Origin of the sequence: Umezawaea sp. Da 62-37 (genome assembly GCF_032460545.1) — a bacterium.
Classification (GTDB): Bacteria; Actinomycetota; Actinomycetes; order Mycobacteriales; family Pseudonocardiaceae; genus Umezawaea.
The window spans coordinates 3,790,566-3,816,175 of the sequence record NZ_CP135965.1 but is presented as its reverse complement, the minus strand read 5'-3'; the positions used below and the strand labels follow the sequence as shown (position 1 = coordinate 3,816,175).

At 70.8% G+C, this 25,610-nt stretch carries 27 protein-coding genes; 26 read left to right on the top strand and 1 reads right to left on the bottom strand.

Features of this window, described 5'->3' with window-relative positions:
- Positions 1–455 precede the first annotated feature (455 nt).
- The 24 genes from RM788_RS16865 (at position 456) to dprA (ending at position 22,764) form a co-directional block, all read left to right on the top strand.
- The gene (locus RM788_RS16865) at positions 456–1,835 is read left to right on the top strand and encodes an alpha/beta fold hydrolase (RefSeq protein ID WP_315932624.1); all 1,380 of its coding nucleotides are present in this window, start codon (positions 456–458) and stop codon (positions 1,833–1,835) included.
- Between the two features lie 330 nt (positions 1,836–2,165).
- Positions 2,166–3,506 (top strand): ammonium transporter, encoded by a 1,341-nt coding sequence (locus RM788_RS16860; RefSeq protein ID WP_315932622.1) that lies wholly within the window; start codon positions 2,166–2,168, stop codon positions 3,504–3,506.
- A complete protein-coding gene (locus RM788_RS16855) occupies positions 3,503–3,841 on the top strand; it encodes a P-II family nitrogen regulator (protein ID WP_106188043.1) in 339 nt (112 codons plus the stop codon). The genes RM788_RS16860 and RM788_RS16855 overlap by 4 nt, the downstream gene beginning before the upstream one ends.
- 94 nt (positions 3,842–3,935) lie before the next feature.
- The gene (locus tag RM788_RS16850) at positions 3,936–6,305 is read left to right on the top strand and encodes a [protein-PII] uridylyltransferase (protein ID WP_315932621.1); all 2,370 of its coding nucleotides are present in this window, start codon (positions 3,936–3,938) and stop codon (positions 6,303–6,305) included.
- Between the two features lie 210 nt (positions 6,306–6,515).
- On the top strand, positions 6,516–7,058 hold the full coding sequence (locus RM788_RS16845; protein ID WP_315932620.1) for an AAA family ATPase: 543 nt from the start codon (positions 6,516–6,518) through the stop codon (positions 7,056–7,058).
- Between the two features lie 93 nt (positions 7,059–7,151).
- Positions 7,152–8,693, top strand: coding sequence for a signal recognition particle protein (gene ffh, locus RM788_RS16840; RefSeq protein WP_315932619.1), 1,542 nt, complete (start codon positions 7,152–7,154; stop codon positions 8,691–8,693).
- Positions 8,690–9,760 (top strand): amidohydrolase family protein, encoded by a 1,071-nt coding sequence (locus tag RM788_RS16835; protein WP_315932617.1) that lies wholly within the window; start codon positions 8,690–8,692, stop codon positions 9,758–9,760. The genes ffh and RM788_RS16835 overlap by 4 nt, the downstream gene beginning before the upstream one ends.
- An 18-nt stretch (positions 9,761–9,778) precedes the next feature.
- Positions 9,779–10,129: a VOC family protein gene (locus RM788_RS16830; protein ID WP_315932615.1), complete on the top strand. Its 351-nt coding sequence runs from the start codon at positions 9,779–9,781 to the stop codon at positions 10,127–10,129.
- A gap of 457 nt (positions 10,130–10,586) precedes the next feature.
- On the top strand, positions 10,587–11,117 hold the full coding sequence (locus RM788_RS16825) for a GNAT family N-acetyltransferase (protein ID WP_315932614.1): 531 nt from the start codon (positions 10,587–10,589) through the stop codon (positions 11,115–11,117).
- A 55-nt stretch (positions 11,118–11,172) separates the two neighbouring features.
- Complete coding sequence (locus RM788_RS16820; RefSeq protein ID WP_315932612.1) at positions 11,173–11,889, top strand: CPBP family intramembrane glutamic endopeptidase; 717 nt, start codon at positions 11,173–11,175, stop codon at positions 11,887–11,889.
- A 15-nt stretch (positions 11,890–11,904) separates the two neighbouring features.
- Positions 11,905–12,690 carry a CPBP family intramembrane glutamic endopeptidase gene (locus tag RM788_RS16815; RefSeq protein WP_399343781.1) on the top strand — a complete coding sequence of 262 codons (786 nt, stop codon included), beginning with the start codon at positions 11,905–11,907 and terminating at the stop codon, positions 12,688–12,690.
- The gene (locus tag RM788_RS16810) at positions 12,687–13,451 is read left to right on the top strand and encodes a LamB/YcsF family protein (RefSeq protein WP_315932611.1); all 765 of its coding nucleotides are present in this window, start codon (positions 12,687–12,689) and stop codon (positions 13,449–13,451) included. Before RM788_RS16815 ends, RM788_RS16810 begins: the two co-directional genes overlap by 4 nt.
- Positions 13,452–13,606: 155 nt before the next feature.
- Positions 13,607–14,044: a 30S ribosomal protein S16 gene (rpsP, locus tag RM788_RS16805; RefSeq protein WP_315932609.1), complete on the top strand. Its 438-nt coding sequence runs from the start codon at positions 13,607–13,609 to the stop codon at positions 14,042–14,044.
- Positions 14,041–14,280 (top strand): RNA-binding protein, encoded by a 240-nt coding sequence (locus RM788_RS16800; RefSeq protein WP_025360511.1) that lies wholly within the window; start codon positions 14,041–14,043, stop codon positions 14,278–14,280. The genes rpsP and RM788_RS16800 overlap by 4 nt, the downstream gene beginning before the upstream one ends.
- 26 nt (positions 14,281–14,306) lie before the next feature.
- Positions 14,307–14,825, top strand: coding sequence for a ribosome maturation factor RimM (rimM, locus tag RM788_RS16795; protein WP_315932608.1), 519 nt, complete (start codon positions 14,307–14,309; stop codon positions 14,823–14,825).
- Positions 14,815–15,567: a tRNA (guanosine(37)-N1)-methyltransferase TrmD gene (gene trmD, locus RM788_RS16790; protein WP_315932607.1), complete on the top strand. Its 753-nt coding sequence runs from the start codon at positions 14,815–14,817 to the stop codon at positions 15,565–15,567. The genes rimM and trmD overlap by 11 nt, the downstream gene beginning before the upstream one ends.
- Positions 15,568–15,733: 166 nt before the next feature.
- Complete coding sequence (gene rplS, locus RM788_RS16785) at positions 15,734–16,093, top strand: 50S ribosomal protein L19 (RefSeq protein WP_106188033.1); 360 nt, start codon at positions 15,734–15,736, stop codon at positions 16,091–16,093.
- Positions 16,094–16,126: 33 nt separating this feature from the next.
- Positions 16,127–17,065 (top strand): signal peptidase I, encoded by a 939-nt coding sequence (lepB, locus tag RM788_RS16780; RefSeq protein ID WP_315932606.1) that lies wholly within the window; start codon positions 16,127–16,129, stop codon positions 17,063–17,065.
- Positions 17,066–17,101: 36 nt separating this feature from the next.
- Positions 17,102–18,016, top strand: a complete 915-nt coding sequence (lepB, locus tag RM788_RS16775; protein WP_315932605.1) for a signal peptidase I — start codon at positions 17,102–17,104, stop codon at positions 18,014–18,016.
- 9 nt (positions 18,017–18,025) lie between these two features.
- On the top strand, positions 18,026–18,823 hold the full coding sequence (locus RM788_RS16770; protein ID WP_315932604.1) for a ribonuclease HII: 798 nt from the start codon (positions 18,026–18,028) through the stop codon (positions 18,821–18,823).
- On the top strand, positions 18,823–19,146 hold the full coding sequence (locus RM788_RS16765; protein ID WP_106188029.1) for a DUF2469 domain-containing protein: 324 nt from the start codon (positions 18,823–18,825) through the stop codon (positions 19,144–19,146). The genes RM788_RS16770 and RM788_RS16765 overlap by 1 nt, the downstream gene beginning before the upstream one ends.
- 232 nt (positions 19,147–19,378) lie before the next feature.
- Positions 19,379–19,750: a YraN family protein gene (locus tag RM788_RS16760; protein WP_315932603.1), complete on the top strand. Its 372-nt coding sequence runs from the start codon at positions 19,379–19,381 to the stop codon at positions 19,748–19,750.
- Positions 19,750–21,273, top strand: a complete 1,524-nt coding sequence (locus tag RM788_RS16755; protein ID WP_315932602.1) for a YifB family Mg chelatase-like AAA ATPase — start codon at positions 19,750–19,752, stop codon at positions 21,271–21,273. Before RM788_RS16760 ends, RM788_RS16755 begins: the two co-directional genes overlap by 1 nt.
- A 321-nt stretch (positions 21,274–21,594) precedes the next feature.
- Positions 21,595–22,764: a DNA-processing protein DprA gene (dprA, locus tag RM788_RS16750; RefSeq protein WP_315932601.1), complete on the top strand. Its 1,170-nt coding sequence runs from the start codon at positions 21,595–21,597 to the stop codon at positions 22,762–22,764.
- Between the two features lie 24 nt (positions 22,765–22,788).
- On the opposite strand, the gene RM788_RS16745 is transcribed toward dprA, so the two are convergent.
- Positions 22,789–23,004, bottom strand: coding sequence for a hypothetical protein (locus tag RM788_RS16745; RefSeq protein ID WP_315935007.1), 216 nt, complete (start codon positions 23,002–23,004; stop codon positions 22,789–22,791).
- A gap of 81 nt (positions 23,005–23,085) precedes the next feature.
- Here RM788_RS16745 and RM788_RS16740 point away from each other — a divergent pair, with 81 nt between their 5' ends.
- Positions 23,086–23,766, top strand: coding sequence for a tyrosine-type recombinase/integrase (locus tag RM788_RS16740; RefSeq protein WP_315934655.1), 681 nt, complete (start codon positions 23,086–23,088; stop codon positions 23,764–23,766).
- The gene (locus RM788_RS16735) at positions 23,741–24,769 is read left to right on the top strand and encodes a FliA/WhiG family RNA polymerase sigma factor (RefSeq protein ID WP_315932600.1); all 1,029 of its coding nucleotides are present in this window, start codon (positions 23,741–23,743) and stop codon (positions 24,767–24,769) included. Before RM788_RS16740 ends, RM788_RS16735 begins: the two co-directional genes overlap by 26 nt.
- Positions 24,770–25,610 lie beyond the last annotated feature (841 nt).

Genomic DNA, 25,610 nt, shown 5'->3' with positions numbered 1-25,610 from the left:
ATTGGCTGCGCCGACCAGACCTGGCTCTGGATTTGGCAACCGACTTCGTTGGCAGGGCATCCTCGCTGCGCGTCGGACTGGGCATCGGCTGCGCCGACCAAGTGTCCGGTGAGTTGTTGTAGGGGGTCTTGGTCGGATGAAGTGGTGCGTCGTCAACAACCCCTGGGTTGATCGTCCTGTGCGACTCCGGTTGGTTGTGCGCTCGGATGGGGCGCTGTCAGCCTCGGGGCGTCCGCCGGTCGTCCGGGCGGGCGCACCGATTCGGGGAGGAACCTGTGCGATCGATGATCCGAGCGCTTGGCGCCGTGGTCGCTGGTGGGGCATTGCTTGTCGGGGCGGGGGTCGCGGGTGCGGCGCCGCGGCAGGAGGACGTTGGGGCGCAAGGGGTTGTGGGGGCCATCGCGTGGGCGCCGTGCACTGATCCCGGAGCGCCGGAGGGGGTGGAGTGCGGGAAGTTGAGCCTGCCGATCGACTGGAGCAGGCCGCGGGGTGAGAAGTTCGATCTCGCTGTGGCTCGTCGGAAGGCGAAGGATCCGGCGAAGCGGATCGGCATCATGCTGATCAACCCCGGTGGGCCGGGCGGGTCGGGGGTCAACGCCGCGTTCGGGGCGGACCGGCGGTTCAGCGCGGAGGTGCAGGAGCGGTTCGACATCATCGGGTTCGACCCGCGCGGTGTCGCCCGCAGTCAGCCCGTCACGTGCTCGCTGGACCTGCTTAACGCGGCGCCGTCGCTGTTCCCGGAGGACCAGGCCGGGTTCGACCGGCTCAAGGCGTACAACCAGGAGTTGGCGGCGGACTGCCGGGCGCGGAGCGGGCCGATCTTCGACCACGCCGACACCGTCGCCGTCACGAACGACATGGACGCGATCCGGCGGTCGCTGGGCGAGCAGAAGATCAACTACTACGGCATCTCCTACGGCACGATCATGGGCCAGCAGTACGCCGAGCGCTTCGGCCACCGCATCCGGGCCATGGTGATCGACAGCAACATGGACCACAGCCTCGACGTGAAGGCCTTCAACGCCACCGAGGCCGCGACCGCCGAGGACTCGTTCCGGGAGTTCGTGGCGTGGTGCGACCGCACCGAGTCGTGCGCTCTGCACGGCCGCGACGTCGCCGCGTACTGGGACGACCTGCTCGCCAAGGCGGATCGCGGTGAGCTGGTCGATCCCGACGACCCGACTCGCCCGGTCGCCGCGGAGGAGATCACCGGGCTGGCGTTCAGCGTGTTCTACGGGCCGAGTTGGAGCTACCTGGCGGACTGGCTCGACCGGTTGGACACGGCGACGCCGGCGCCCGCGGCGGTGTCCGCGTTCGCGGACGAGACGGCCGGGAACCCGTTCCCGGCCGTGTTCTGCCAGGACTACCAGTACCGGGTGGCGGACAACCGCGAGCTGGCCGCTCTCGTCGCCGACGCGAAGCGCGTCGCTCCGCACATGCGCGGCAGCGCGCTCGGCCACCGCGCGGTGGCGTCGTGCGTCGGGTACCCGGCCAAGGCCAACAACCCGCAACACCGCCTGCGCATCACCACGGCTCCGAAGATCCTGATGCTGAACGCCCTGCACGACCCGGCCACCGCGTACGCGTGGGCCGCGAACGCGCACAAGCAGAGCCGCGACAAGACCGTCCTGCTCACCTACGAGGGCTGGGGCCACGGGGTCTACACGCGTTCGGAGTGCACGCGGGGCGCGACGGACGCGTACCTGATCAACCTGACCGTCCCGCGCGACGGCACCAGGTGCGCCGCCGTCGAGCCGCAGCCGGAGGTGTCGGTCGCCGCCGCGGAGACCGCGCCCACGGGTCCGAAGCCGGGTCTGCCGGGCTGGCAGCGCTAGGACTGGGACCGACGGCGGGGCGACCGACCATGTCCGGTCGCCCCGCGCATCACCCGGTCGGCCGAAGATCTGAAACGTCGTTACCACGCGTGGCCGGAGGGTGTTCACGACCCGGTTGAGACGACGATGACCACCTGAAGGGATCAATCGATCCAGCGCACAGTCACGGCCGGAAATCCAGGTTCGTGACCGTAACTTGTCCGATACGGTGCACGAAACCTGCTCGTAACACCGGCTGGTCGACAGTTCACCTCCGCGAAACCTTCGGCGCAACCAGCCGAAACAGGACACTTCGATGCTCCCTGCAACCGACATGCAGTGGAGGTCGACGTGGATACAGGGGACACCGCCTGGGTGCTGACCAGTGCCGCACTGGTGCTGTTGATGACACCGGGACTTGCCTTCTTCTACGGAGGTATGGTCCGTTCGAAGAGTGTGCTCAACATGATGATGATGAGCCTCGGCGCCATGGGCGTCGTGGGCGTCCTCTGGGTCTTGTTCGGGTACTCCGCAGCATTCGGCAGCGACGTCGGCGGCGGCCTGCTGGGCAAGCCGTTCGAGGCCTTCGGGCTCAACGGCCTGCTGGGCAAGGAATCGTTGTTCGGCACCATTCCGACGACCGTGTTCGTCGCCTTCCAGGCGATGTTCGCGATCATCACCGTGGCCCTGATCTCGGGTGCCATCGCCGACCGCGCCCGCTTCGGCCCGTGGCTGCTGTTCGCGGGTCTGTGGGCCACGATCGTGTACTTCCCGGTCGCGCACTGGGTGTTCGACTTCGACGTCAAGGACGCCGACGGCAACGTGACGAGCGCCGGTGGCTGGATCGCCAACAAGCTCCTCGCGATCGACTTCGCCGGTGGCACGGCCGTCCACATCAACGCCGGTGCCGCCGGTCTCGCGCTGGCCATCGTGCTGGGCAAGCGCGTCGGCTGGCCCAAGGACCGGATGAAGCCGCACAGCCTCCCGCTGGTCGTGCTCGGCGCCGGTCTCCTGTGGTTCGGCTGGTTCGGCTTCAACGCGGGTTCCGCGCTCGGCGCGAACACCACCGCGGGCGTCACCTTCATCAACACCACCGTCGCCACGTGCGCCGCGATGCTCGCCTGGCTCCTGGTGGAGCGGGTCCGCGACGGCCACGCCACCACGTTGGGCGCGGCGTCCGGTGTGGTCGCGGGCCTGGTCGCGATCACCCCCTCCTGCTCCGCGGTCACCCCGGTCGGCGCCATCGCGATCGGCGCGATCACCGGCGCGCTCTGCGCGCTGGCGGTCAGCCTCAAGTACCGCTTCGGCTTCGACGACTCGCTCGACGTCGTCGGCGTGCACCTGGTCGGTGGCCTCTCCGGCACCATCCTGATCGGCTTCTTCGCCAGCGACGCCGCGCCCGCCGCGGTCAACGGCCTGTTCTACGGTGGCGGCGTCGACCAGCTCTGGCGGCAGGTCGTCGGCGCGCTGGCCGTCATGCTGTACTCGTTCGTCCTGAGCCTGGCCCTCGGTTACCTGGTCAAGTTCACGGTCGGCTTCCGGACCGACGAGGAGGCCGAGGTGAGCGGCGTCGACGAGGCCGAGCACGCGGAGACCGCGTACGAGTTCGGCGGGTTCTCCGGTTCCCGTGGGGCCGGCAAGGTCAGTGCGGCCGCGGGTGCGTCCGCGCTTCTCGAGGGGAGCAAGTCGTGAAGCTCGTCACCGCCATCATCAAGCCCTTCACCCTCGACGACGTGAAGGCCTCGCTGGAGCAGCTCGGTGTGCTCGGCATGACGGTCAGCGAAGTCCAGGGCTACGGCAGGCAGAAGGGCCACACCGAGGTCTACCGCGGCGCCGAGTACGCCGTCGACTTCGTGCCCAAGCTGCGCATCGAGGTCCTGATCGACGACGCGGCCGTGGAGAAGGTCCTGGACGCGGTCGTCGAGGCCGCCCGCACCGGCAAGATCGGTGACGGCAAGGTCTGGGTCACGCCGGTCGAGACGGTGATCCGAGTCCGCACGGGGGAGCGCGGGTCGGACGCTCTGTAAGGCAATGAAGTTCGGGACGGGGCAAGTCTGAGACGGGGCATGCGGGAGCGTCATCCGCATGCCCCGTCCGGCTGATTACGGGGAAGGCGGCCTGATGGACAGCGTCTCGGCCGAGGCGAACTCTGGTTCGGAGATCGTGACCGCTGACGACCTGGTGAAGGCCCGCGACAGATTGCTGGCTCCCGGCCGCAAGCGGCTCACCGGCGAACTCCTCCGTGAAGCCCTCGTGGACCTGCACGAGTTCTGGCTGACCGCGCACGCCACGAGCGCGGGCGTCACCGGTCCCGGCATGGCGCTGGTCGCCGTGGGGGGACTGGGGCGCCGCGAGCTCGTGCCCTACTCCGACCTCGACCTGGTGCTGGTGCACAACGGGAACAAGGGGATCGACGCGATCGCCGACAAGCTCTGGTACCCGCTGTGGAACTCCGGCGTCGGTCTCGACCACTCGGTGCGCACCGTCGGCGAGGGCCTGCGCGTCGCCGCGGGCGACCTGCGGACCGCGCTCGGGCTGCTCGACGTCCGCCACCTGGCGGGCGATCCCGAGGTGTCCCAACGACTCGCGGAGAGCGCGCGCCAGGCGTGGCGCTCCAACGTCCGCACCCGGCTCGACGAGATGGCCGAGTCCGCCCAGCGCCGGTGGGCGCGCAGCGGCGAGATCGCGCACCGCGTCGAACCCGACCTCAAGCACGGCCGCGGCGGTCTGCGCGACATCACGCTGCTGGACGCGCTGTCGGTCGCCCAGCTGACCGACAGGGCGTCGGTCGAGGTCAACGACGCCCGCAGGCTGCTGCTCGACGTGCGCACCGAACTGCGCCGCGTCGCGCGCAAGCCGAGGGACGTGCTGCGGGCGCAGGACGGCGACGAGGTCGCCTCCGCGCTCGGCCTCACCGACCGGTTCGCACTGGCCAGGGCGTTGTCCTCGGCCGCCCGCACGGTCGTGTACGCGGTGGACGTCTCGATGCGCACCGCCCGTGCCGCCGCGCCCAAGCGCGGGCTCGGCGCGTTCGCCAGGTCCCCGTTGCGGCGCTCTCCCGCCCGCCGCCCGCTGGATGAGGGCGTGGTGCTGCACGGCACCGAGGTGGCGCTGGCCCGCGACGCCATGCCCAACCGCGACCCCGCGCTGCTGCTGCGGGTCGCGACGGCGGCCGCGCGCAGCAAGCACCCGATCGCCGCGGGCACGCTGTCCCGGCTCGCCGACTCCGCCCCGGAACTGCGCCAGCCGTGGCCGCGCGAAGCCCGCGAGGAACTGCTGGCGCTGCTGGGCAGCGGCGCCGGGCTGATCGACGTCGTGGAAGCCCTCGACCGCACCGGGCTGTGGGGCAGGCTCTTCCCCGAGTGGGGCGCCGTCCGCGACCTGCCGCCGCGCGACGCCGCGCACATGTGGACCGTCGACCGGCACCTCGTGCAGGCCACCGCGCACGCCGCGCGGCTCGCGACCACCGTGTCGCGGCCCGACCTGCTGCTGCTCGGCGCGCTCGTGCACGACATCGGCAAGGGCAGGCAGACCGACCACTCCGAGGTGGGCGCCGCGCTGGCGACCCAGATCGGCGAACGGCTCGGCCTGTGGCCGCAGGACGTGGAGACGCTGGCCGCGATGGTCCGCCACCACCTGCTGCTGCCGCACACCGCGACCCGCCGCGACGTCGAGGACGACGCGACCGTGCACCGCGTCGTCGACACCCTCGGCGGCGACCCGGTGCTGCTGGAACTGCTGCACGCGTTGGCGGAGGCCGATTCCCTGGCCACCGGCCCCGGCGTGTGGACGGACTGGAAGGCCTCGCTGATCGCGGACCTGGTGCGCCGCTGCCGGACCGCGATGGCGGGCGACCCGCTGCCCGCCCCGGAGCCGCTCGACCAGGCGCAGCTGGACCTGGCGGTCAAGGTGGCCTCCACCGGCAAGCCGGACGTGCTGATCACGCCGACCGACGGCGGCGCGCTGGTCACGATGGCCGCGCCGGACCGGCCGGGCGTGCTGTCCAGGGCCGCGGGCGTGCTGGCGCTGAACTCGCTGGAAGTCCACACGGCGACGCTGCGGGCCCACGAGGGCGCCGTGGTCGACGTCTTCACCGTCTCGCCCCGCTTCGGGTCGCTGCCCGACGCGTCCCTGCTGCGCGAGCAGCTCTCCAGGGCCGTGGACGGCTCGCTGGCGCTCGCGGACAAGCTGGCCGCCAAGGAACGCGACTACGGCGGCCCGCCCCAGGACCCGCCGCCCGCCAAGGTGCTGTGGTTCGACGACGAGGCCACCGGCGCCGTCGTGCTCGAACTGCGCGCGGCGGACCGGATCGGGCTGCTGCACCACGTGGCCGACGCGCTGGAGCAGTGCGGCGTCGACATCCGGTGGGCCCGCGTTGCGACCCTCGGCGGCACGGTCGTGGACTCGTTCAGCCTGGCCACCGAGGACGGCAGGCTGGACACGACGCTGCGGAAGAAGGTCGAACGGCTGGTGCTCGCGGCTTCCCGCTGAAGACGCGTAGGACTACGCACAACCCATCGGGGTGCTCACGCTCCCGGCGCCCCTCGCGGCGCGGCAGGCTTCGTCCTGCGATGCGAGGGGCCGTTTCGGGGGGAGCGGACGGGCGGGTCGCACCGGGGCGGCCCGTCGAGGGGTCGGGCCGCCCTGAGATTTTCGGGTGAACCGGACTAGTAGGACGAACGTCCTCCTACTATGAAGGTGATGACTGCCGTAGCGGTTCGGCCACGTTCGTTCGTCGTGCTGGCCGGTCTGCCGGGGGCCGGCAAGAGCACCCTGCTGGCGCACCTGGATTCCGGCGGTGCCCCCGTTGTCGTCCTCGACTCCGACCAGGTGCGGACCCGGCTGCGCGCCGTGTTCCCTGAACGCCTGCCCTACCGCGTCTACCGACCGCTGGTGCACCTGGTGCACCGGTTGCGCGTCCTCGTCTTCGCCATCGGCGGCACCGGTCTGCTCGTGGTGCACGAGCCGTCGACCAGACCCACCACGAGGGCCGGGCTGGTCGCCGTCGGCGCGCTGACCGGCCGCCACCGGCTGTTCCTCTGGCTGGACGCGACCGCCGACGAAGCGCTGGCGGGCCAGGTGGAACGCGGTCGCCTGGTGCGCGGCAGGTCCTTCTCCCGGCACGTCCGGCGCGCGGCCTGGCTGCGCGGGCGGTTCGCCGGGGGGTGGGTGCCGAGGGGCTGGGACGCGCTGGTGGTCGTGACCCGGCAGGACCGGGTGCGGCTGTCCGTGACACCCGACTGATCCGGTGCGGCTACGCTGGGAACTTGCATGGGTGCAAGTCGCTGCCATGCGAGCTAGCGCTCTATCCGACGACGTGCGAGGTCTGGCGGCACCGTGTTCAACACCCTTTCCGACCGGCTCACCTCGGTCCTGCAGAACCTGCGGGGCAAGGGGCGGCTCTCCGAGGCCGACATCGACGCCACCTGCCGCGAGATCAGGGTGGCGCTGCTCGAGGCCGACGTCGCGCTGCTCGTGGTGCGGACGTTCATCGCGAAGATCAAGGAGCGCGCCAAGGGCGCGGAGGTCTCCGGTGCGCTGAACCCGGCCCAGCAGGTCATCAAGATCGTCAACGAAGAGCTGGTCGGCATCCTCGGCGGTGAGACCCGCAGGCTGAACCTGGCGAAGAACCCGCCGACCGTGATCATGCTCGCCGGCCTCCAGGGCGCGGGCAAGACGACGCTGGCGGGCAAGCTCGCGAAGTGGCTGAAGACCCAGGGCCACACGCCGATGCTCGTGGCGTGCGACCTCCAGCGCCCCAACGCGGTGACCCAGCTCCAGGTCGTCGGCGAGCGCGCGGGCGTGCCCGTGTACGCCCCCGAGCCCGGCAACGGCGTCGGCAACCCCGTGGACGTGGCCCGCCGCGGCATCGAAGAGGCCCGGCGCGCGCAGCACGACGTCCTGATCGTCGACACCGCGGGCCGCCTCGGTGTGGACGCCGAGCTGATGAAGCAGGCCGCGGACATCCGCGACGCCGTGCAGCCGGAAGAGATCCTGTTCGTCGTCGACGCGATGATCGGCCAGGACGCGGTCAACACCGCGCAGGCGTTCGCCGACGGCGTCGGGTTCACCGGTGTGGTGCTGACCAAGCTCGACGGCGACGCCCGCGGTGGTGCCGCGCTGAGCGTCCGCGAGGTCACCGGCCAGCCGATCCTGTTCGCGTCCAACGGTGAGAAGCTCGAGGACTTCGACGTCTTCCACCCGGACCGGATGGCCGGCCGCATCCTCGGCATGGGCGACATGCTGACCCTGATCGAGCAGGCCGAGCAGGCCTTCGACCAGGAGAAGGCGGAGGTCGCCGCGCAGAAGATGGGGTCCGGCCAGCTGACGCTGGAGGACTTCCTGGAGCAGATGCTCGCCATCCGCAAGATGGGTCCCATCGCGAACCTGCTGGGCATGCTGCCCGGCGCCGGTCAGATGAAGGACCAGCTCGCCATGCTGGACGAGAAGCACCTCGACCGCGTGCAGGCGATCATCCGCGGCATGACGCCCGCCGAGCGCGACGACCCGAAGATCATCAACGCGTCCCGCAGGCTGCGCATCGCCAACGGCTCGGGTGTGAAGGTCAGCGACGTCAACGACCTCGTCAACCGCTTCTTCGACGCCCGCAAGATGATGTCGCAGATGGCGGGCCGCTTCGGGATGCCGGGCGGCGGTGGCGGCAAGAACAACCGCAAGGGCAAGAAGGGGAAGAAGGGCAAGGGCAACAGCCGCGGCCCGACACAGCCGAAGATCAAGGGCGGCTTCCCCGGCATGTTCCCCGGTGGCATGCCGGGCATGCCCCCCGGCGGCGGCGTCCCCGAACTGCCTCCGGGCCTCGGCGGTCTGAACGACCTGCCCCCCGGCTTCGACCCGTCGAAGTTCAAGTTCGACAAATGAGCGGGCTGCACCTGCGCGGCGTCGTCCTGCCGGACGGCGTCGAGCAGGACCTGTGGGTCGTCAACGGCCGCATCCGGACCCGCGAGGTCCCCGGCGCGCGCACCGTCGTCGACGGCGGCTACCTGCTGCCGGGCCTGGTCGACGCCCACTGCCACGTGGGTCTGGGCCCCCAGGGCCCGGTGGACCTGCCGGAGGCCGCGCAGCAGGCGGAGACCGACCGCGACACGGGCACGCTGCTCATCCGCGACTGCGGCGCCCCGATCGACACGCGCCCGTTGCAGGAGCGCCTCGACCTGCCCCGCATCATCCGCGCGGGCAGGCACCTCGTGCGCCCCAAGCGCTACATCCCGTACCTCGGCATCGACGTCGAGGACCCCGCCGACCTCCCCGCCGCCGTGGCCGAACAGGCGGCCTACGGCGACGGCTGGGTCAAGCTCGTCGGCGACTGGATCGACCGCTCCCAGGGCGACCTCGCCCCGCTGTGGTCCGACGACGTCCTCACCGAGGCGATCAAGGTCGCCCATGAGAACGGCGCCCGCGTCACCGCCCACGTCTTCGGCGAGGACGCGCTGCCGGGACTGCTCGCGGCGGGCATCGACTGCATCGAGCACGGCACCGGCCTCACCGACGCCACCATCGCCCAGATGGCTGCCTCGGGCGCGGCCCTCGTCCCGACCCTCATCAACGTCGAGACCTTCCCCGGCATCGCCGACAAGGCCACCAAGTACCCGGCCTACGCCACCCACATGCGCTCGCTGCACGCCGGCGTGACCGAGACCGTGGCCAAGGCGATCGAGGCGGGCATCCCGGTCTACGCGGGCACGGATGCCGGCGGCGGCATCGCCCACGGCCTCATCGTCGACGAGATCGAGGCCCTCCACCGCGTCGGCATGACCACCACCCAGGCCATCGCAGCCGCCTCCTGGGCGGCCCGCGACTGGCTCGGCTACCCCAGCCTCACCGAGGGCTCGGCCGCGGACATCGTCGTCTACTCCGACGACCCCCGCACCGACCTCGCCGCACTGCGCCACCCGAAGATGGTCATGCTCAGGGGCCGCATCCACTAGCCCGCAGGGAGAACGACCATGGCCGTCCGCCGCGTCGTGCCCAACCTCAAGTCCCAGGACCTGAACTCCCACCGCGAGTTCTACGGCCTGCTGGGCTTCGAGGAGGTCATGAACCACGGCTGGATCGCCACCCTCGCGTCACCGACCACTCCGACAGCCCAGATCAGCGTCATGACAGCCGACCGCACGGCCCCGGTCGACCCCGATCTGAGCATCGAGGTCGACGACGTCGACGCGGCCTACGCCGCCGTGCTCACCACCGGCGCCGAGGTCCTGCACCCGTTGCAGGACGAGGACTGGGGCGTCCGCCGCTTCCTGGTCCGAGACCCCGACGGCCGCGTCATCAACGTCCTGGGCCACCACCGGTAAACACGCCCGCCCCGCACAGCCTTTTCATCCGGCGCAGCCCGGATGCCCTGTCGGCGCAGCCGATGCCCTGTCCGGCGCAGCTCGGATGCTTGAGTCCGTCGCGGAGCGAGGGATGCCCAAGTCCGAAGGCGCAGCCCAGGATGCCCTGTCGGCGCAGCCGATAGCCCCACCACCGGCGCAGCCGCTCCCCCCCCATCCGGCGCGGAGCGCCCGTGGCCCTGTCGGGCAAAGCCCGATGCCCGGGTCGGGCACAGCCCGATGCCCGAGTCAGGCGCAGCCTGATGCCGCGAAGCCGGACCTACCCCCGCCCCCCGATCCGAAGCCCGCTCTTGGCTTGACGCGGCTTGTCAAGATGGCTTTATCGTCTTGACAAGGTGCGTCAAGCCATAGAGACAATGGCGAAAGCGGGGGGCGCTTCGCTCCCTAAAACCCGATCCCGACGGCCCAGGGGACCACCATGACCACCCACCTCACCACCGACAGACTCCTCCTCCGCGACTTCACCCCATCCGACGAAGCCGCCATCCACAGCTTCGCAGGCGACCCCTCCGTCACCCGCTTCACCGACTGGGGCCCCAACACCCCCGCCGACACCCGAGCCTTCCTCGCGGAAGTCACCACCCAACAAACCGACCCCCACCGAACGGCCTTCAACCTCGCCGCCGTCCAAGCCGACTCCGGCAGGCTCATCGGATCGGTGTCGATCGGAGTCACCAGCCCCCAGCACCGGCGAGGCGAATTCGGCTTCGTCTTCCACCCCGACGTCTGGTCGCAGGGGTACGCCACCGAGGTGGGCAGGTCCCTCCTCCGGTTCGGCTTCGACCACCTCCGCCTCCGACGGGTCAGCGCCACCTGCCACCCCGACAACCACGCCTCGGCGCGCGTCCTGCGGAAGACCGGCCTGGAGTTCGAGGGCAGGATGCGCAGCCACCTCCTCGTCCGAGGGGTCTGGCGCGACTCCCTGCTCTACGCCGCCGTCAACGGCTGACAGCGTCCGACGCCCCGTTCGGCCCCAACCCGCAAGCCCCAGTACGTTCGTACAGGTGGAGGAACCGAGCCCCGTCCGCGCCCACTGGGCGTTCGCCGCCTTCTTCACCGGCCTGGCCGGCTACTACCTCTGCACCCTCGCCGTGACAGCGCTGACCGCCGACCGCTTCGACTCCTTCGACATCAGCGACCCCCCGGTCCTGGGACCGCTGCTGCTGCTCCTCTTCCTCCCCAACATCCTCCTGGGCGCGGGTCCGCTGGCCCTGTCCCACCTCAAAGGACAGGGCCCGGCGGCCGACTACGGCCTCAAGCCGACGTGGCAGGACGTCAAGGTGGGCCTCGCCTGCGGTGGCCTCTCGCTCCTGCTGGCCTGGATAGTCGGCGTGGTCCTCCTGAGCATCCGCAGGGACACCGCCAGCTCCACCTCGGCCCTGGAGGACATCGGCCTGCTCTCCGGCGGCAAGTCCGTCTGGCTCGCCGTGGCCGCCCTGTTCGTCTTCCTCGGCGCCCCGTTCACCGAGGAGCTCCTCACCCGCGGCGCCCTGTGGAACGCCCTGGAGCACCACCGCATCCCCCGCCTCACCATCCTCGCCCTGACAGCGTTGATCTTCGCCTTCCTGCACGAGGAGTCCTGGCGCACCATCGGCCTCTTCGCGCAGGGCATGGCGATCGGCACCGCCAGGATGATCACCGGCCGGACGTCGTCCAGCATCGTGGCGCACGCCACCAACAACCTGCTTCCGGCGGTGTACCTGTACGTCGGCGCCTCGTGATTAGGGTGATGACCCGTGAACCCACCGCTCGAACCCCCACCTGAGCAGCCACCGAGCCTGCTGGACAGCGTCCGCGCGGTGAGCAGGGAGCCCGAACCCGAACGGGAGGGGCAGCGCTGGGGTTTCGGCGCGTTCCTGCTCGTCGAGGCGGTCTTCATCCTGAGCGCGGTGTTCATCACCGCCATCGCCACGACGTCGGGCACGGACCTCGGCAGCTCGGTGTCGTTCGTGTTGTTCGGCTCGATGGTGCCGACGGTCCTCGCCGCGGCGACGGCCGTCGTGATCACGCGGGTGCGCGGCAACGGGCCGCTCATCGACCTCCGCCTCAGCTGGGACTGGGCGGACGTGAAGGTCGGGCTGAAGCTGGGGCTGCTGGGCATCCTGCTGACGATCGTGGCCGCCACGGTGTGGTCGAAGGTCGTCGGCACCCAGAACGCGACCTCGGCGATCGGCGAGCTGGTCGACGGCACCGCGCTGCCGCTGTCGGCGGCCGTGGTGATGTTCGTCTACGTCTGCTTCCTCGGTCCGGTCTGCGAGGAGCTGATCTACCGCGGCCTGCTCTGGGGCGCGATCGAGCGGCAGGGCTGGAGCCGGTGGGCGGCGTTCCTCCTGAGCACGGTGATCTTCGCGGCCAGCCACCTCGAACCGCTGCGCACGTCCCTGCTGATCATCATCGCGCTGCCCATCGGCATCGCCAGGCTGATCACCCGCAGGCTCACCGCGAGCGTCGTGGCGCACGTGGTCAACAACTTCCTCCCCGGCCTCACGCTGCTGCTGGTGGCCACCGGGGTGATGTCGTGATCGACCTCAACAGCGACCTCGGCGAGGGCTTCGGCATCTGGCGGCTCGGCGACGACGAGGCGCTGCTGGACGTCGTCACGAGCGCGAACGTCGCCTGCGGCTTCCACGCGGGCGACCCGTCGACCATGCGCCGGGTGTGCCGCCAGGCCGCCGAGCGCGGGGTCGCCGTCGGCGCGCAGGTGTCCTACCGGGACCTCGCCGGGTTCGGCCGCCGGTTCATCGACGTGGACCCAGGGGAACTGGCCGACGAGGTGCTCTACCAGATCGGCGCGCTGGAGGCGTGCGCTCGGGCCGCCGGGACGGCCGTCGCCTACGTCAAGCCGCACGGGGCGCTCTACAACGCGGCGGTGCACCACGAGGCCCAGGCCAAGGCGGTCGTCGACGGCGTGCGGGCGTTCGGCGGGCTGCCCGTCCTCGGCCTGCCGGGGTCCCGGCTGCTGGCCGCCGCCGAGGCCGCCGGACTGCCCGCCGTGAAGGAGGCGTTCGCGGACCGCGGGTACACGCCGGAGGGCACGCTGGTGCCCCGGAGCCTGCCCGGCGCGCTCATCGCGGACACCGCGAAGATCGTCGAGCGCGCCCTGCGTCTTGCCGAAAGCGGCGAGCTGGTCGCCGTCGACGGCACCGTCCTGCCGACCGGTGCGCGGTCCCTCTGCCTGCACGGGGACACGCCCGGAGCCGTCGCGCACGCCCGCGCCGTGCGCGAAGCGCTGACGTCCGCGGGCTTCGATCCGGTGGCTTTCACCCGGCCGATTCGGACCTGAGGCCGACCATCTGGCAGAATGGCTGGTTGTTCGCCGAGGCCGGACCCTCTCACCGTGCTGTGGCGCCATGTTCTTTGGGCTTTCCCACCCGTGCCCCACTCGGGTGACGAGCGCCCGCACCTTGGTTTACGAGAGCTTGAGGAGTACCAGTACCCGTGGCCGTCAAGATCAAGCTGCAGCGGCTTGGCAAGATCCGTCAGCCGTACTACCGGATCATCGTTTCGGACGCTCGCACCCGCCGCAACGGCAAGGCCATCGAGACGATCGGCAAGTACCACCCCAAGGAGGAGCCGAGCTTCATCGCCGTCGACTCCGACCGGGCGCAGTACTGGCTGGGCGTCGGCGCGCAGCCGACCGAGTCCGTCCAGCGCCTGCTGGAGATCACCGGTGACTGGCAGAAGTTCAAGGGCCTGCCGGGCGCCGAGGGCACGCTGAAGGTCAAGGAGCCGAAGACGCCGAAGGCCGAGCTGTTCGCAGCCGCGCTGGCCGCCGCGTCCTCGGAGCCCATGGCCGAAGCCACCACGCCTAAGAAGAAGGCGGCCAAGAAGGCTGACGCAGAGCCTGCAGCCGAGGCGCCCAAGGACGAGGCGTGAGTTTGTTGGCTGACGCCCTCGAACACCTCGTTCGTGGCATCGTCGACCACCCGGACGACGTCCGGGTGACCCTGGTCACCACCCGCCGCGGTCGCACCCTCGAGGTGCACGTCCACCCGGACGACCTCGGCAAGGTGATCGGGCGCGGCGGTCGCACCGCGACCGCCCTGCGCACCGTCATGGCCGGCATTGGCGGCCGTGGCGTGCGCGTCGACGTGGTCGACACCGACCGCTAGCCACAACAAGCACACAGAAGTAGGGCATGGACGTCGTCGTCGGCCGCGTGGCCAAGGCGCACGGGATCACCGGGGAACTCTCCGTTGACGTGCGCACCGATTCACCCGAGGTGCGGTTCGCCCTCGGTTCGGCCCTGGTCGCGAAGCTGCGTGACGGCACGACGCGCACCCTCACCGTGGCGGCCGCCCGGAAGCACACCGGGCGGCTGCTGGTGCGCTTCGACGAAGTGCTGACCAGGGATGTCGCGGAGTCGTTGCGCGGCACCCTGCTCTTGGCCAGCACCGACGACCTGCCCCCCACCGGCGACCCGGACGAGTTCTACGACCACCAGCTGGAAGGCCTGGTCGTCGAGCTGCTGGACGGGACGAAGGTGGGCACGGTCAAGGAGATCGCGCACGGCGCCGGCGGCGAGCTGCTGGTGGTGAACCGCGAAGGCGGCGGTGAGCTGCTGGTGCCGTTCGTGCAGCAGATCGTCCCGACCGTGGACGTGAAGGCGGGCCGTGTCGTCATCGACCCGCCGGAAGGCCTGCTCGATGCGGATTGACGTTCTGACGATCTTCCCCGAGTACCTCGACCCGATCAGGGCCGCGCTGCTCGGCAAGGCGATCGACAAGGGCCTGATCAGCGTCGACGTGCACGACCTCCGCGACTGGACGCACGACGTGCACAAGGCCGTGGACAACAGCCCGTACGGCGGCGGTCCCGGCATGGTGATGCGGCCGCAGATCTGGGGCGACGCGCTCGACCAGGTGTGCGCGGGTGATCCGGCGCCGCGGCTGGTCGTGCCGACCCCGGCGGGGCGGCCGTTCACCCAGGCGCTGGCGCACGAGTACGCGGCCGAGCCGCGGCTGGTGTTCGCCTGCGGCCGGTACGAGGGCATCGACCAGCGCGTGATCGACGACGCCTCCACCCGGATGCGCGTGGACGAGGTCTCCATCGGCGACTACGTGCTCGTCGGCGGCGAGGTGGCGGTGCTGGTGATGGTCGAGGCCGTCGTCCGCCTGCTGCCCGGTGTGCTCGGCAACCCCCGTTCGGCGGCGGAGGACTCGTTCTCCGACGGCCTGCTGGAGGGCCCGAGCTACACGCGCCCGGAGGTGTGGCGCGACCTCGCGGTGCCGGACGTGCTGCTCTCGGGCAACCACAAGCACATCGACCGCTGGCGTCGTGACCAATCGCTCGAACGGACCCTGCACAGGCGTCCTGAACTGCTGGAAGCCCTTCCCGAAGAGGCTTTCGACAAGCACGACCGGGCCCTGCTTGACCGACTGCGGTCGGTGCAGGAGTAGGCTCGATTTCATTCCGGAGTGCCCTTCTGGCACACTGGACAGGTTGCTGCAGCCGGTTGTTCCTTCCGGCGCGCGCCGCAAGCCCGCCCCCAAGGTGTCGCACTCTGAAGCTTCATTGCGCTCTGGGGGAGTACGCGAGACATATGAGGACGAGGACGGACCACCGATGAACACCCTGGACGCTCTTGACGCCCAGTCGCTGCGCTCCGACATTCCCAGCTTCCGGCCGGGCGACACGCTGAAGGTCCACGTCCGGGTCATCGAGGGCTCGCGCGAGCGCGTCCAGGTGTTCCAGGGCATCGTGATCCGCCGCCAGGGTGGCGGGATCCGCGAGACCTTCACCGTGCGCAAGGTCTCCTTCGGCGTTGGCGTCGAGCGCACCTTCCCGGTGCACTCCCCGAACATCGCCGAGGTCGAGGTCGCGACCCGCGGTGCCGTGCGCCGCGCGAAGCTGTACTACCTCCGGGACCTGCGCGGCAAGGCCGCCAAGATCAAGGAGAAGCGCACCGCCAAGCCGGGTGCCTGACAGCTCGTCGATCACTACGCGTAGCCTGCCCACGTGGCAGACCCCGTGCGTTCGTCCGCTGACGACAACGATCCAGAACCCCTGGGCGAGGATCGTGTCAGCGACTCAGCCGTAACCCCCGAGGCCGAGTTCGAGTCCATTCCGGACTCGGCCGGGGGCGGCGGGTCGAAGGCGAAGAAGAAGACCCCGCTGTGGCGCGAACTGCTGATCCTCGCGGGAACCGCACTGGTGCTCACCTTCATCATCCAGACGTTCCTGGCCAGGGTCTACGTGATCCCGTCGGCGTCGATGGAGAAGACGCTGCACGGCTGCCCCGGCTGCGTGAACGACAAGGTGCTCGTCGACAAGATCACCTACGACTTCACCGACATCGAGCCGGGTGAGGTCGTCGTGTTCCGCGGCCCCGACGCGTGGGGCCAGAACGACATCCAGTCCAACCGTTCGGACAACCCGGTCGTCGCCGCCCTCCAGAGCGCCGCGTCCGTGGTGGGCCTCGCGCCGCCGGACGAGCGCGACTTCGTGAAGCGCGTCATCGCCACGGGCGGCCAGACCGTCCAGTGCTGCGACGACCAGCACCGGCTCATCGTCGACGGCAAGCCGTTGGACGAGCCGTACATCTACTGGCAGCCGGGCACCGGTCCCGAGGACCACGACCCGTTCGAGCCCGTGAAGGTCCCCGAAGGCAGCCTCTGGGTGATGGGTGACAACCGCACGAACTCCACCGACTCGCGCAAGCAGGGCGGCGGCGGCGTGGCGGGCACCGTTCCCGAGGCGAACGTGATCGGCAAGGCGCGCGTGATCGTGATCCCGCCGTCGCGCTGGGGGAGCATCAGCGACTTCAACGCGCAGGCCGTCGCCATCGGAGCCCCGGAATGGCAGCGCGGTTTGCCCGCCGGTGTCGGGTTTGCCGCCGCGTGGCCGGTTCTGTTCTTCGGCAGAAGACTGCGCGAAAGGCTGTTCTCCGGTCGCTGACCGGGCCCACACACCCATCGTGGGTACTCTTGCCAAGTGGTAGACGTCGTGCCCTCCCGTGGCCCAGCAGATGATGACTCTTATCGCGACAGCGATGAGGAAGCGGTCGAGGCCTGGCGAGCGCGCGCGCGGAAAGCCCAGAAGGGCAAGCGCAAGGGCTCGTTCTGGCGCGAACTGCCGATCCTGGTGGTCGTGGCGTTCGGACTGGCGTTCCTGATCCAGACGTTCCTGGCACGGGTCTACATGATCCCGTCGGAGTCGATGGAGCAGACCCTGCACGGCTGCAACGGCTGCTACGGCGACCGCGTGCTGGTCGACAAGGTCACCTACGACTTCAGCGACCCCGCGCCGGGCGACGTGATCGTCTTCCACGGGCCGCAGAGCTGGCAGAACGACTTCACCGCCCAGGAGCCGACGAACGGCTTCCAGAAGGCGCTCCAGGGCATCGGGTCGCTCATCGGTCTCCCGTCGGCTAGTGAAGAGGACTTCGTCAAGCGGGTCGTCGCGGTCGGCGGCCAGACGGTCAAGTGCTGCGACGACAAGAACCGGGTCTCCGTCAACGGGAAGGCCCTGGACGAGTCGTACCTGTTCTGGGAGCCCGGCCGGAGCACCGTCCAGGAGTCGTTCGCCGACCTGACGATCCCGCAGGGCTTCCTGTTCGTGCTGGGCGACAACCGCAACGACTCGTGCGACTCGCGGTGCCAGGGCGACGGCCGTGAAGGCGGTCTCGTGCCGATCGACAACGTGGTGGGCAAGGCGCGGCTGATCGTGCTGCCGCCGTCGCGCTGGCAGGGCGTCACGGACCACGACCCGCAGGGCCAGGCCGTCGCGATCGGCGCGCCCGCGTGGCAGGACGCGGTGCCCGCGGGCGTCGGCGTCGCCGCCGCGTGGCCGGTGCTGTTCCTCGGCAAGCGCGCGCGGGCCCGGTTCCGCCGCAAGACCCTGGGATAGGGTCGCCTGGTGATCCGCACCCCACCCCGCGCCGTCGTTCGGCGGGACGCGGGAATCTGGGCGCTCCAGGCCGCGCTCGACCGCCGTGGACTCGGCCCCGTCGCGGGGGTCGACGAAGCCGGTCGCGGAGCCTGCGCCGGTCCGCTCGTGGTGGCGTCGTGCGTGCTGCGCCCGAAGGACGCCGCCCGGTTCGAGGGGCTCACCGACTCCAAGCTGCTCACCGCCGCCGCCAGGGACCGCATGTACGACGTGGTGCTGTCCCGTGCCGTCGACTGCGCGGTGATCGTCATCCCGGCGGCCGAGGTGGACCGCTTCGGCGTGCACGTGGCCAACATCGAGGGCATGAGGCGGGCGGTCGCGCAGCTCACCGGCCATCCCGGCTACGTGCTGACGGACGGGTTCCGCGTTCCGGGCCTCACCGCGCCGAGCATGCCGGTGGTGAAGGGGGACCGCGTCGCCGCCTGCGTGGCGGCCGCGTCGGTGCTCGCGAAGGTCACCAGGGACCGGATCATGGCGGGCATGCACGAGGAGCTGCCGCTCTACGGCTTCGACGTGCACAAGGGCTACATCACCCCGGTGCACACCTCCGCGCTGGTCGAGCACGGCCCGAGCGCGGAGCACCGGTGGTCGTATGCGAACGTGGCCTCAGCCGCAATCCGGCACGGACTTGAGCCGCCACACCGTGTGGCGCGCAGCGTGGCCGCGATCGGCGTGGTCCAGAATGGGGCACCCCCTGCTGCTGCGGGGGTGGCAGGGCTCGCGACGAGGAGGGGCGCGGATTCGATGATTACCCGCGCGGAGGCGTAATGAGTGCAGAGGATCTCGAAAAGTACGAGACCGAGATGGAGTTGTCGCTGTACAAGGAGTACCGCGACATCGTCAGCCAGTTCTCGTTCGTCGTGGAGACCGAACGGCGGTTCTACCTGGCCAATTCGGTCGACGTGCAGGTTCGCAACGCGGACGGCGAGGTCTACTTCGAGGTGCGGATGTCGGACGCCTGGGTGTGGGACATGTACCGCCCCGCCCGGTTCGTGAAGAACGTTCGCGTCATCACGTTCAAGGACGTCAACGTCGAGGAGTTGGACAAGCCCGACCTGCGACTTCCCGAGGGCGGACCGTTTGATAGCTGATCGAGCAGCCGCACGCCGCACTCAGCACTTCAGGGGACCCTTCCGCACGTGGCGGAGGGGTCCCCTGAAGCCTGTCCACCCATAGCACGGCACACCGACAGTTCCGCGGTCCGAGGCCGTTCAAGATCGCGACTTGTCCACAACCCCACCGGTTGTCCACAGTTCCGCGATACCCGCTGGTCCCGCTCCGCTCCTCCAGGCAAGGTCGAACCCAGACGACCGAGGGGGAGCGATGATGGTGGAAGTGGCCCAACGCGCCGGGCGTGACCTGGGCAAAGAGGGCGAGGACCTGGCGTGCGAGTACTTGGAGCGCCTGGGGTTGGTGGTGCTGAGCCGCAACTGGACCTGCCGCGAGGGCGAGCTGGACATCGTCGCCACGGACGGCAACCTGCTGGTGGTGTGCGAGGTGAAGAGCAGGTCCGGTGTCGCCTGCGGCAGTCCGCTGGAGGCCGTGACACCGGAGAAGCTGCACCGGATGCGCCGGGTGACCCAGCGCTGGCTGATGGCCTACCGGGTCGGCTGGGTGGACGTCCGGTACGACGCCGTGTCCGTGTTGTGGCCACTGGAGGGTGAAGTTCGGCTGCATCACCTGAAGGGGTTGTAGTGGGCCTCGCGCGGGCCTGGTCCGTGGCCCTGTTCGGTGTCGACGGCGTGGTCGTCGAGATCGAGGCCGACGTCGGCGCGGGCACGGTGAAGACCCAGCTCCTCGGGCTGCCGGACGCGGCTCTCCACGAGTCGAAAGACCGCGTGCGCGCCGCTGTCCGCAACAGCGGCCACGACTGGCCCACCCAGCGCGTCACCCTCGGCCTTTCCCCGGCCGCCCTGCCGAAGGGCGGGGCCGGGTACGACCTGGCCCTGGCCTCGGTGGTGCTGGCAGCGGCCCAGTCCGTCCCGGCCGAGCGCCTCGCGACCACGGTCCTGCTGGGCGAACTGGCGCTCGACGGCAGGCTGCGCGGTGTGCGGGGCGTCCTGCCGTCGCTGCTGGCGGCCAGGAGGGCGGGTCTCCGCGAGGCCGTCGTGCCGGTCGAGTCGCTGTCGGAGGCGTCGCTGGTGGACGGGCTGACCATCCACGGCGCGTCCTCCCTCACGGAGGTGGTGGCCTGGCTGAACGGCGACGACAACGCCCTGCTGCCCGCCCCGCCGCCGGAAGCGCCGCGCCCGGTCCCGACGGCCGACCTGGCCGACGTCCTGGGCCAACCGGAGGCGCGCTGGGCCCTGGAGGTGGCCGCGGCGGGTGCGCACCACCTGCTGCTGAGCGGGCCGCCGGGCACCGGCAAGACCATGCTGGCCCAGCGTCTGAGCGGTCTGCTGCCACCCCTGACCCGCCAGGAGGCGCTGGAGGTCACCGCGATCCACTCGGTGGCCGGTCTCCTGTCGGCCGAGGCGCCGCTGGTGAGCGCTCCGCCGTTCATCGCCCTGCACCACTCCGCCACCGTGGCGGCCCTGGTCGGGGGCGGCACCGGCCTGGCGAAGCCGGGGTCGGCCAGCAAGTCCCACCGGGGCGTCCTCTTCCTCGACGAGGCCTGCGAGTTCAGCCGGGTGGGCCTGGACGCGTTGCGCACCGCCTTGGAGGAGGGCGAGGTCCGGCTGGCGCGGCAGGCGGGCACGGTCCGCTACCCGGCCAGGTTCCAGCTCGTCCTGGCCACGAACACCTGTCCGTGCGCACCGCCGAAGGAGATCGACTGCACCTGCGCGCCGAAGGACCGGCGCAGGTACCTGGCCAAGCTCTCCGGCCCGCTGCTGGACCGGGTCGACCTGCGGGTGAAGATGCGTCCCCTGACAGCCATGACCGGGGCCGAGGCGGGGACGCCGGAACCCACGGCGGTCGTCCGCGAACGCGTTCTCAAGGCCCGCACCCGAGCCGCCGAGCGCTGGTCGTCCCACGGGCAGCCGTGGCGCACCAACGCCGAGGTGCCGGGGCCGTCCCTGCGCCAGGAGTTCGCCCTGCCCCACCGGACGACGGCCCTGCTGGACCGGGCGCTCACCACGGGCACGCTGACCGGCCGCGGGGCCGATCGGTGCATCAGGGTCGCGTGGACGCTTTCGGACTTGGAGGAGTCCGACCGGCCGGACGCCGCGCACGTGGCGGCGGCCCTCGAGTTCCGGGAGCGCCGTACCTCCTGGTAGGCCCGCTGTTCCTCTAACCGATCTCGCTGTTGTGGCCACCTTCGAACCCCATCCGTTGGGCGGCCTGGCCCCGCACAGGGCTCCGATGGTCCCGGTCCTGGTATTCGCCGGGTGTTCCCCGCCTGCCTTCTCGGCGCGTTTCGACGACCTGCGGATGGTCGGCCCAGGCCTTCCGTGTTGGCCCGGTTAACCGAATTTCCCGCCATCGGCCGATCCGCTACCCTCTTCCCCCTTTTCGACGAAGGAGACCCATGATCCCGCTCCCCTCGATCCCGGCCGTCCCGATGGCCTTGGAAACCCCGTCGCGCCAACGGGAATCCGATGACGGAGGCCGCTGTGAGCATTGACCGGGTGCGGCTGGCCCGCGCCTACCTCTCCCGCGTCGCGGAGCCGCCCGCTCCGGCGCTCGCCGCGTTCGTCGACGAGGTCGGGCCGGTCGAGGCGGCGGAACGGGTGCGGGCGGGCACGGTGCCCGCCGCAGTCGAGGGGCAGACGTCCGCGCGGCGGGCCGAGGACCGGGCCGAGCACGACCTGCGGAGGATCGCGGAGCTGGGCGGGAGGTTGGTGATCCCGGAGGACGAGGAGTGGCCGGAGTGGCCGTTCAACGCGCTCGCGCTCGCCGCCGCGAACGGGCTGAAGTGCGGTTTGGCGCCGTTGGCGTTGTGGGTGCGCGGCAAGGCGAACGTCGCCGAACTGGCGGAGCGGGCGGTGGCCGTCGTCGGATCGCGGGACGCCAGTGGATACGGGCAGCACATCGCGACCGAGTTCGGCCACGGGCTCGCGGAGGCCGGGATCGTGGTCGTGTCGGGCGCGGCCTACGGCATCGACGGCTGCGCGCACCGCGGCGCGCTCGCGGCGGGCGGGGCGACCGTCGCGGTGCTCGCGTGCGGCGTGGACGTGCCGTACCCGGCGGGGCACGCGAACCTCATCGCGCGCATCCCGGAGCGCGGCCTGGTGGTCAGCGAGTACCCGCCCGCGCAGACGCCCGCCCGGCACCGGTTCCTCACCCGCAACCGGCTCATCGCGGCACTGGGCGACGGCACGGTCGTCGTCGAGGCGGGGCGGCGCAGCGGGGCGAAGAACACCGCGGCGTCGACCACCGCGCTGGGCCGGGTGCTGATGGCGGTGCCGGGCCCGGTGACCTCGGCGAGCTCGACCGGCTGCCACGAACTCCTGCGGTCCGGCGAGGCGATCGCGGTCAGCAGCGTGGCCGAGGTGGTCGAGTCGACCGGGCGGATCGGCGCCGACCTCGTCGAGGCGAACCGGCGGTCGTCCACGGCCCTCGGTCCGCCGCAGGGGGACGCGGTCCGCGTGCACGAAGCGCTGGGTCTGACGACCGGGCACAGCGCGGAGGTGATCGCCGTCGAATCGGGAGTCGCTTTGTCGACAGTCCGGGCGCTGCTGCCGGAATTCGAGATGGCGGGGCTCGCGGAGCGGGTGGAAACCGGTTGGAAACGCTCTCATGTGATCGCCGGGTGTGGCGATGCTTGACCAAGTGTCAAGGAGGGCGCAGCGTTATGGGCTATGTCCTTGCAGCCGCCAGCACGGACTCGTCGTGCCGACCCGGTCCGCCGGTCGCGCGGCGAGCCGACCGCGGGCGTCCGGGCGGCGTTGGACGGCTTCGAGCACCGCCTGGCCGGGGAACCCGGTCCGCAGCCGCACACGGTGCGTGCGTATCCAGGAGACGTGGCGGGCCTCTTGGTGCACGTGGCCACCGGCGTTCCCGCTCATCCGACCATCGGGTCGGTCGACCTCGTGGTGCCGCGCTCCCGGCAGGCGGCCCGACGGGAAGTCGGGGCGAGTCGCCAGCCGATGGCCCGCCGAACTGCGGAGGCCAGGACGTTCACCGCCCGTGCGCTCCGCGAGGAGGGGCCCGCACTGCGGCCGGACGTCCTTCGACCGCACCGGAAGCCGCCCTCCGCGCCGCGTCGGGACCGAGCCGAAGAGGCCACGTCCGCCGTTGACTCCGCAGCGGAGAATGCCGAGCCGGTTGCGCTGCGTGACCGAGGCGTGGTGGAGTTGCCCTGCGCAACGGGTGTTCGGGTCGCCGGCTTGCGCGGTCCGGACCTCGACGACGTGAACTACTCCCAAAGGGTGATTCGAGTTCTTGGCAAGGGCAGTCGCGAACGCGCCGACCCGTTCGGCGTTCCGGCCGAACGTGCGGTACGACGTTGGGCGGAACCAGAACGATCGGCGCTGGTCAGCGCGGTTGCGCCAGCCGCGCTGTCCGTGGACGCCGGAGGTCGGGGGCTGAACGCCCGTACCGCTGGACGGGTTGTTCGCGATGTAGTGGGTGCGGCACCCGGCATGGCGCCCCAGGGGGCGCGTGGACTTCGCCGTCCACTGGCGGCACACCTGTTGGAAGGGGGAGCGGACCTGCGCACAGTCCAAGAACTCCTTGGTCACGCTACGCTCGCGACAACTCAGCTCTACACACATGTAACAGTCGAACGGCTGAAGGCGATCCATGACCGAACCCACCCCCGTTCCTGACCTCGTCGGGGGAGGTTCGCGGACCGCAACCGTGAACTCCCCTTCAGCGACGCGCGTCGGAACCTCGTCGGAGGCGCACTCCCCGGCAGGGACGAACGGTCACCGCGTCGACGGTGAGCCCCTCCACAACGGGAGTGCCGCCCCGAACGGCCACGCCGTCGTGCTCGCGCCCGCCGTGCGCAACGGTTCCACGCGCCCGGCGCACCCGGCGTCCGACTCCCGCACCGCGGACGACGTCGAGGCCGGGATCATCGCCCTGTGGCAGAAGTACGGGAAGTCGCACGAGCAGGTCGTGCGCGACCGGCTGGTCCTGCACTACGCGCCACTGGTCAAGTATGTCGCGGGCCGCGTCGGCACCGGTCTGCCCGCGCACGTCGACGTCGGCGACCTGATCCAGTCCGGCATCTTCGGGCTGGTCGACGCCATCGAGAAGTTCGAGTTCGAACGCGGCCTCAAGTTCGAGACCTACGCCATGCAGCGCATCCGCGGCGCGATCCTCGACGACCTGCGGTCCCAGGACTGGGTCCCGCGCTCAGTTCGCTCCCGCGCACGCGACGTCGAACGCGCGCTCGAACGCCTCGGCGCACAGCTGCAGCGCACACCGACGGACCGCGAACTCGCCGCCGAGCTCAAGATCGGCTTAGCCGAGCTGCGGGAGCTCTACGCCCAACTGCAGCTCACCAGCGTCGTGGCGCTGGACGAGCTGATCGCCGCGGGCCGCGGGGGAACCGGCGCGGGCGCCTCGCTCGCCGAGTCGCTACCGGACAACCACGCCGAAGACCCGGTCGCCACCCTCGTCGACCTCGACAGCCGCCGCCAGCTCGCCGACGCCATCGCCCAACTGGCGGAACGCGACCGGGTGGTCGTCACCCTGTACTACTTCGAAAACCTCACCCTCGCCGAGATCGGCAAGGTCCTTGGCGTCACCGAGTCCCGCGTCTGCCAACTCCACACCCGAGCGGTGCTCCGCCTCCGCACCAAGCTCAACGAGCAGACCGACTGACCCACCCCGAACCCCGCGGCCGGAACCCCTTCCGGCCGCGGCAGCCACCACCCCCACCCGCCCACAACATCCCGCCCGTTCCGACCGCCACAGCGGCCCTGCTCACGCCAACCGCAGCAGCCCTCCGCTTGGTCTGGCCGCAGTAGCCGCCCCCGTTCGCGCTGACTGCGGTTAGCCGCCCCGGCCTGTCCCGGCTGCGGTAGCTGCTCCCGGTTCACGCTGGCCTCAGTAGCCGCCCTGCTCGCCCCGGCCGCGATAGTGATTCCCGCTCACGCCAGCCGCCGCACCCTTTCCGCTCGTCCCGGCCGCAATAGCTGCCCCCGTTCGCACTGGTCACGGCAGCCTGTTTGTTCCGGTCGCGGCAGCGGTTCCCGCTGGCTCTCGCTGCGGCACCTGTCTCGCTCGTTTCGGCTGCGGTAGAGGTCCCCGGTCGCGCTGGCCGCAGCGGCCCTGTTTGCTCCGGCCTTGCCAGCGGTTCCCGCTGGCTCTGGCTGCGGCACCCGTCCTGCTCGTTTCAGGTGCGGTAGTGGTCCCCGATTGCGCTGGCCGCAGCGGCCCTGCTCGTTCCGGCCTTGGCGGCGGTTCCCGCTGGCTCCGGTCACAACACCCCTCCTGTTCGTTCCGCCGTGGTAGCCGCCCCCCGTTCGCTTTAGTCGCGGCAGCGGCCCTGCTTGCCCTGCCTGTGGCGGTGGCCGTGGCAGCCCCGTTCGCTCTGGTAGCGGTATTCCCCTCACCTCGGCAGCCCAGCAGCTCGGCGCTGCGGTCGTCGCTCCTGCCGGTGCCGGCGACTCTGGTCCCACCTGCCAGCGCCCCGACGTGCCCTCAAAGGGCGGCCGAGCGA

Excerpts from the sequence above, each read along its gene's own strand:
- RM788_RS16850 (WP_315932621.1), top strand. The coding sequence starts at position 3,936 with ATGGACAGCGTCTCGGCCGAGGCGAACTCTGGTTCGGAGATCGTGACC.
- RM788_RS16845 (WP_315932620.1), top strand. The coding sequence starts at position 6,516 with ATGACTGCCGTAGCGGTTCGGCCACGTTCGTTCGTCGTGCTGGCCGGT.
- RM788_RS16835 (WP_315932617.1), top strand. The coding sequence starts at position 8,690 with ATGAGCGGGCTGCACCTGCGCGGCGTCGTCCTGCCGGACGGCGTCGAG.
- RM788_RS16830 (WP_315932615.1), top strand. The coding sequence starts at position 9,779 with ATGGCCGTCCGCCGCGTCGTGCCCAACCTCAAGTCCCAGGACCTGAAC.
- RM788_RS16825 (WP_315932614.1), top strand. The coding sequence starts at position 10,587 with ATGACCACCCACCTCACCACCGACAGACTCCTCCTCCGCGACTTCACC.
- rimM (WP_315932608.1), top strand. The coding sequence starts at position 14,307 with ATGGACGTCGTCGTCGGCCGCGTGGCCAAGGCGCACGGGATCACCGGG.
- trmD (WP_315932607.1), top strand. The coding sequence starts at position 14,815 with ATGCGGATTGACGTTCTGACGATCTTCCCCGAGTACCTCGACCCGATC.
- rplS (WP_106188033.1), top strand. The coding sequence starts at position 15,734 with ATGAACACCCTGGACGCTCTTGACGCCCAGTCGCTGCGCTCCGACATT.
- RM788_RS16765 (WP_106188029.1), top strand. The coding sequence starts at position 18,823 with ATGAGTGCAGAGGATCTCGAAAAGTACGAGACCGAGATGGAGTTGTCG.
- RM788_RS16760 (WP_315932603.1), top strand. The coding sequence starts at position 19,379 with ATGATGGTGGAAGTGGCCCAACGCGCCGGGCGTGACCTGGGCAAAGAG.
- dprA (WP_315932601.1), top strand. The coding sequence starts at position 21,595 with ATGACGGAGGCCGCTGTGAGCATTGACCGGGTGCGGCTGGCCCGCGCC.
- RM788_RS16745 (WP_315935007.1), bottom strand. The coding sequence starts at position 23,004 with ATGAGCGGGAACGCCGGTGGCCACGTGCACCAAGAGGCCCGCCACGTC.
- RM788_RS16740 (WP_315934655.1), top strand. The coding sequence starts at position 23,086 with ATGGCCCGCCGAACTGCGGAGGCCAGGACGTTCACCGCCCGTGCGCTC.
- RM788_RS16735 (WP_315932600.1), top strand. The coding sequence starts at position 23,741 with ATGACCGAACCCACCCCCGTTCCTGACCTCGTCGGGGGAGGTTCGCGG.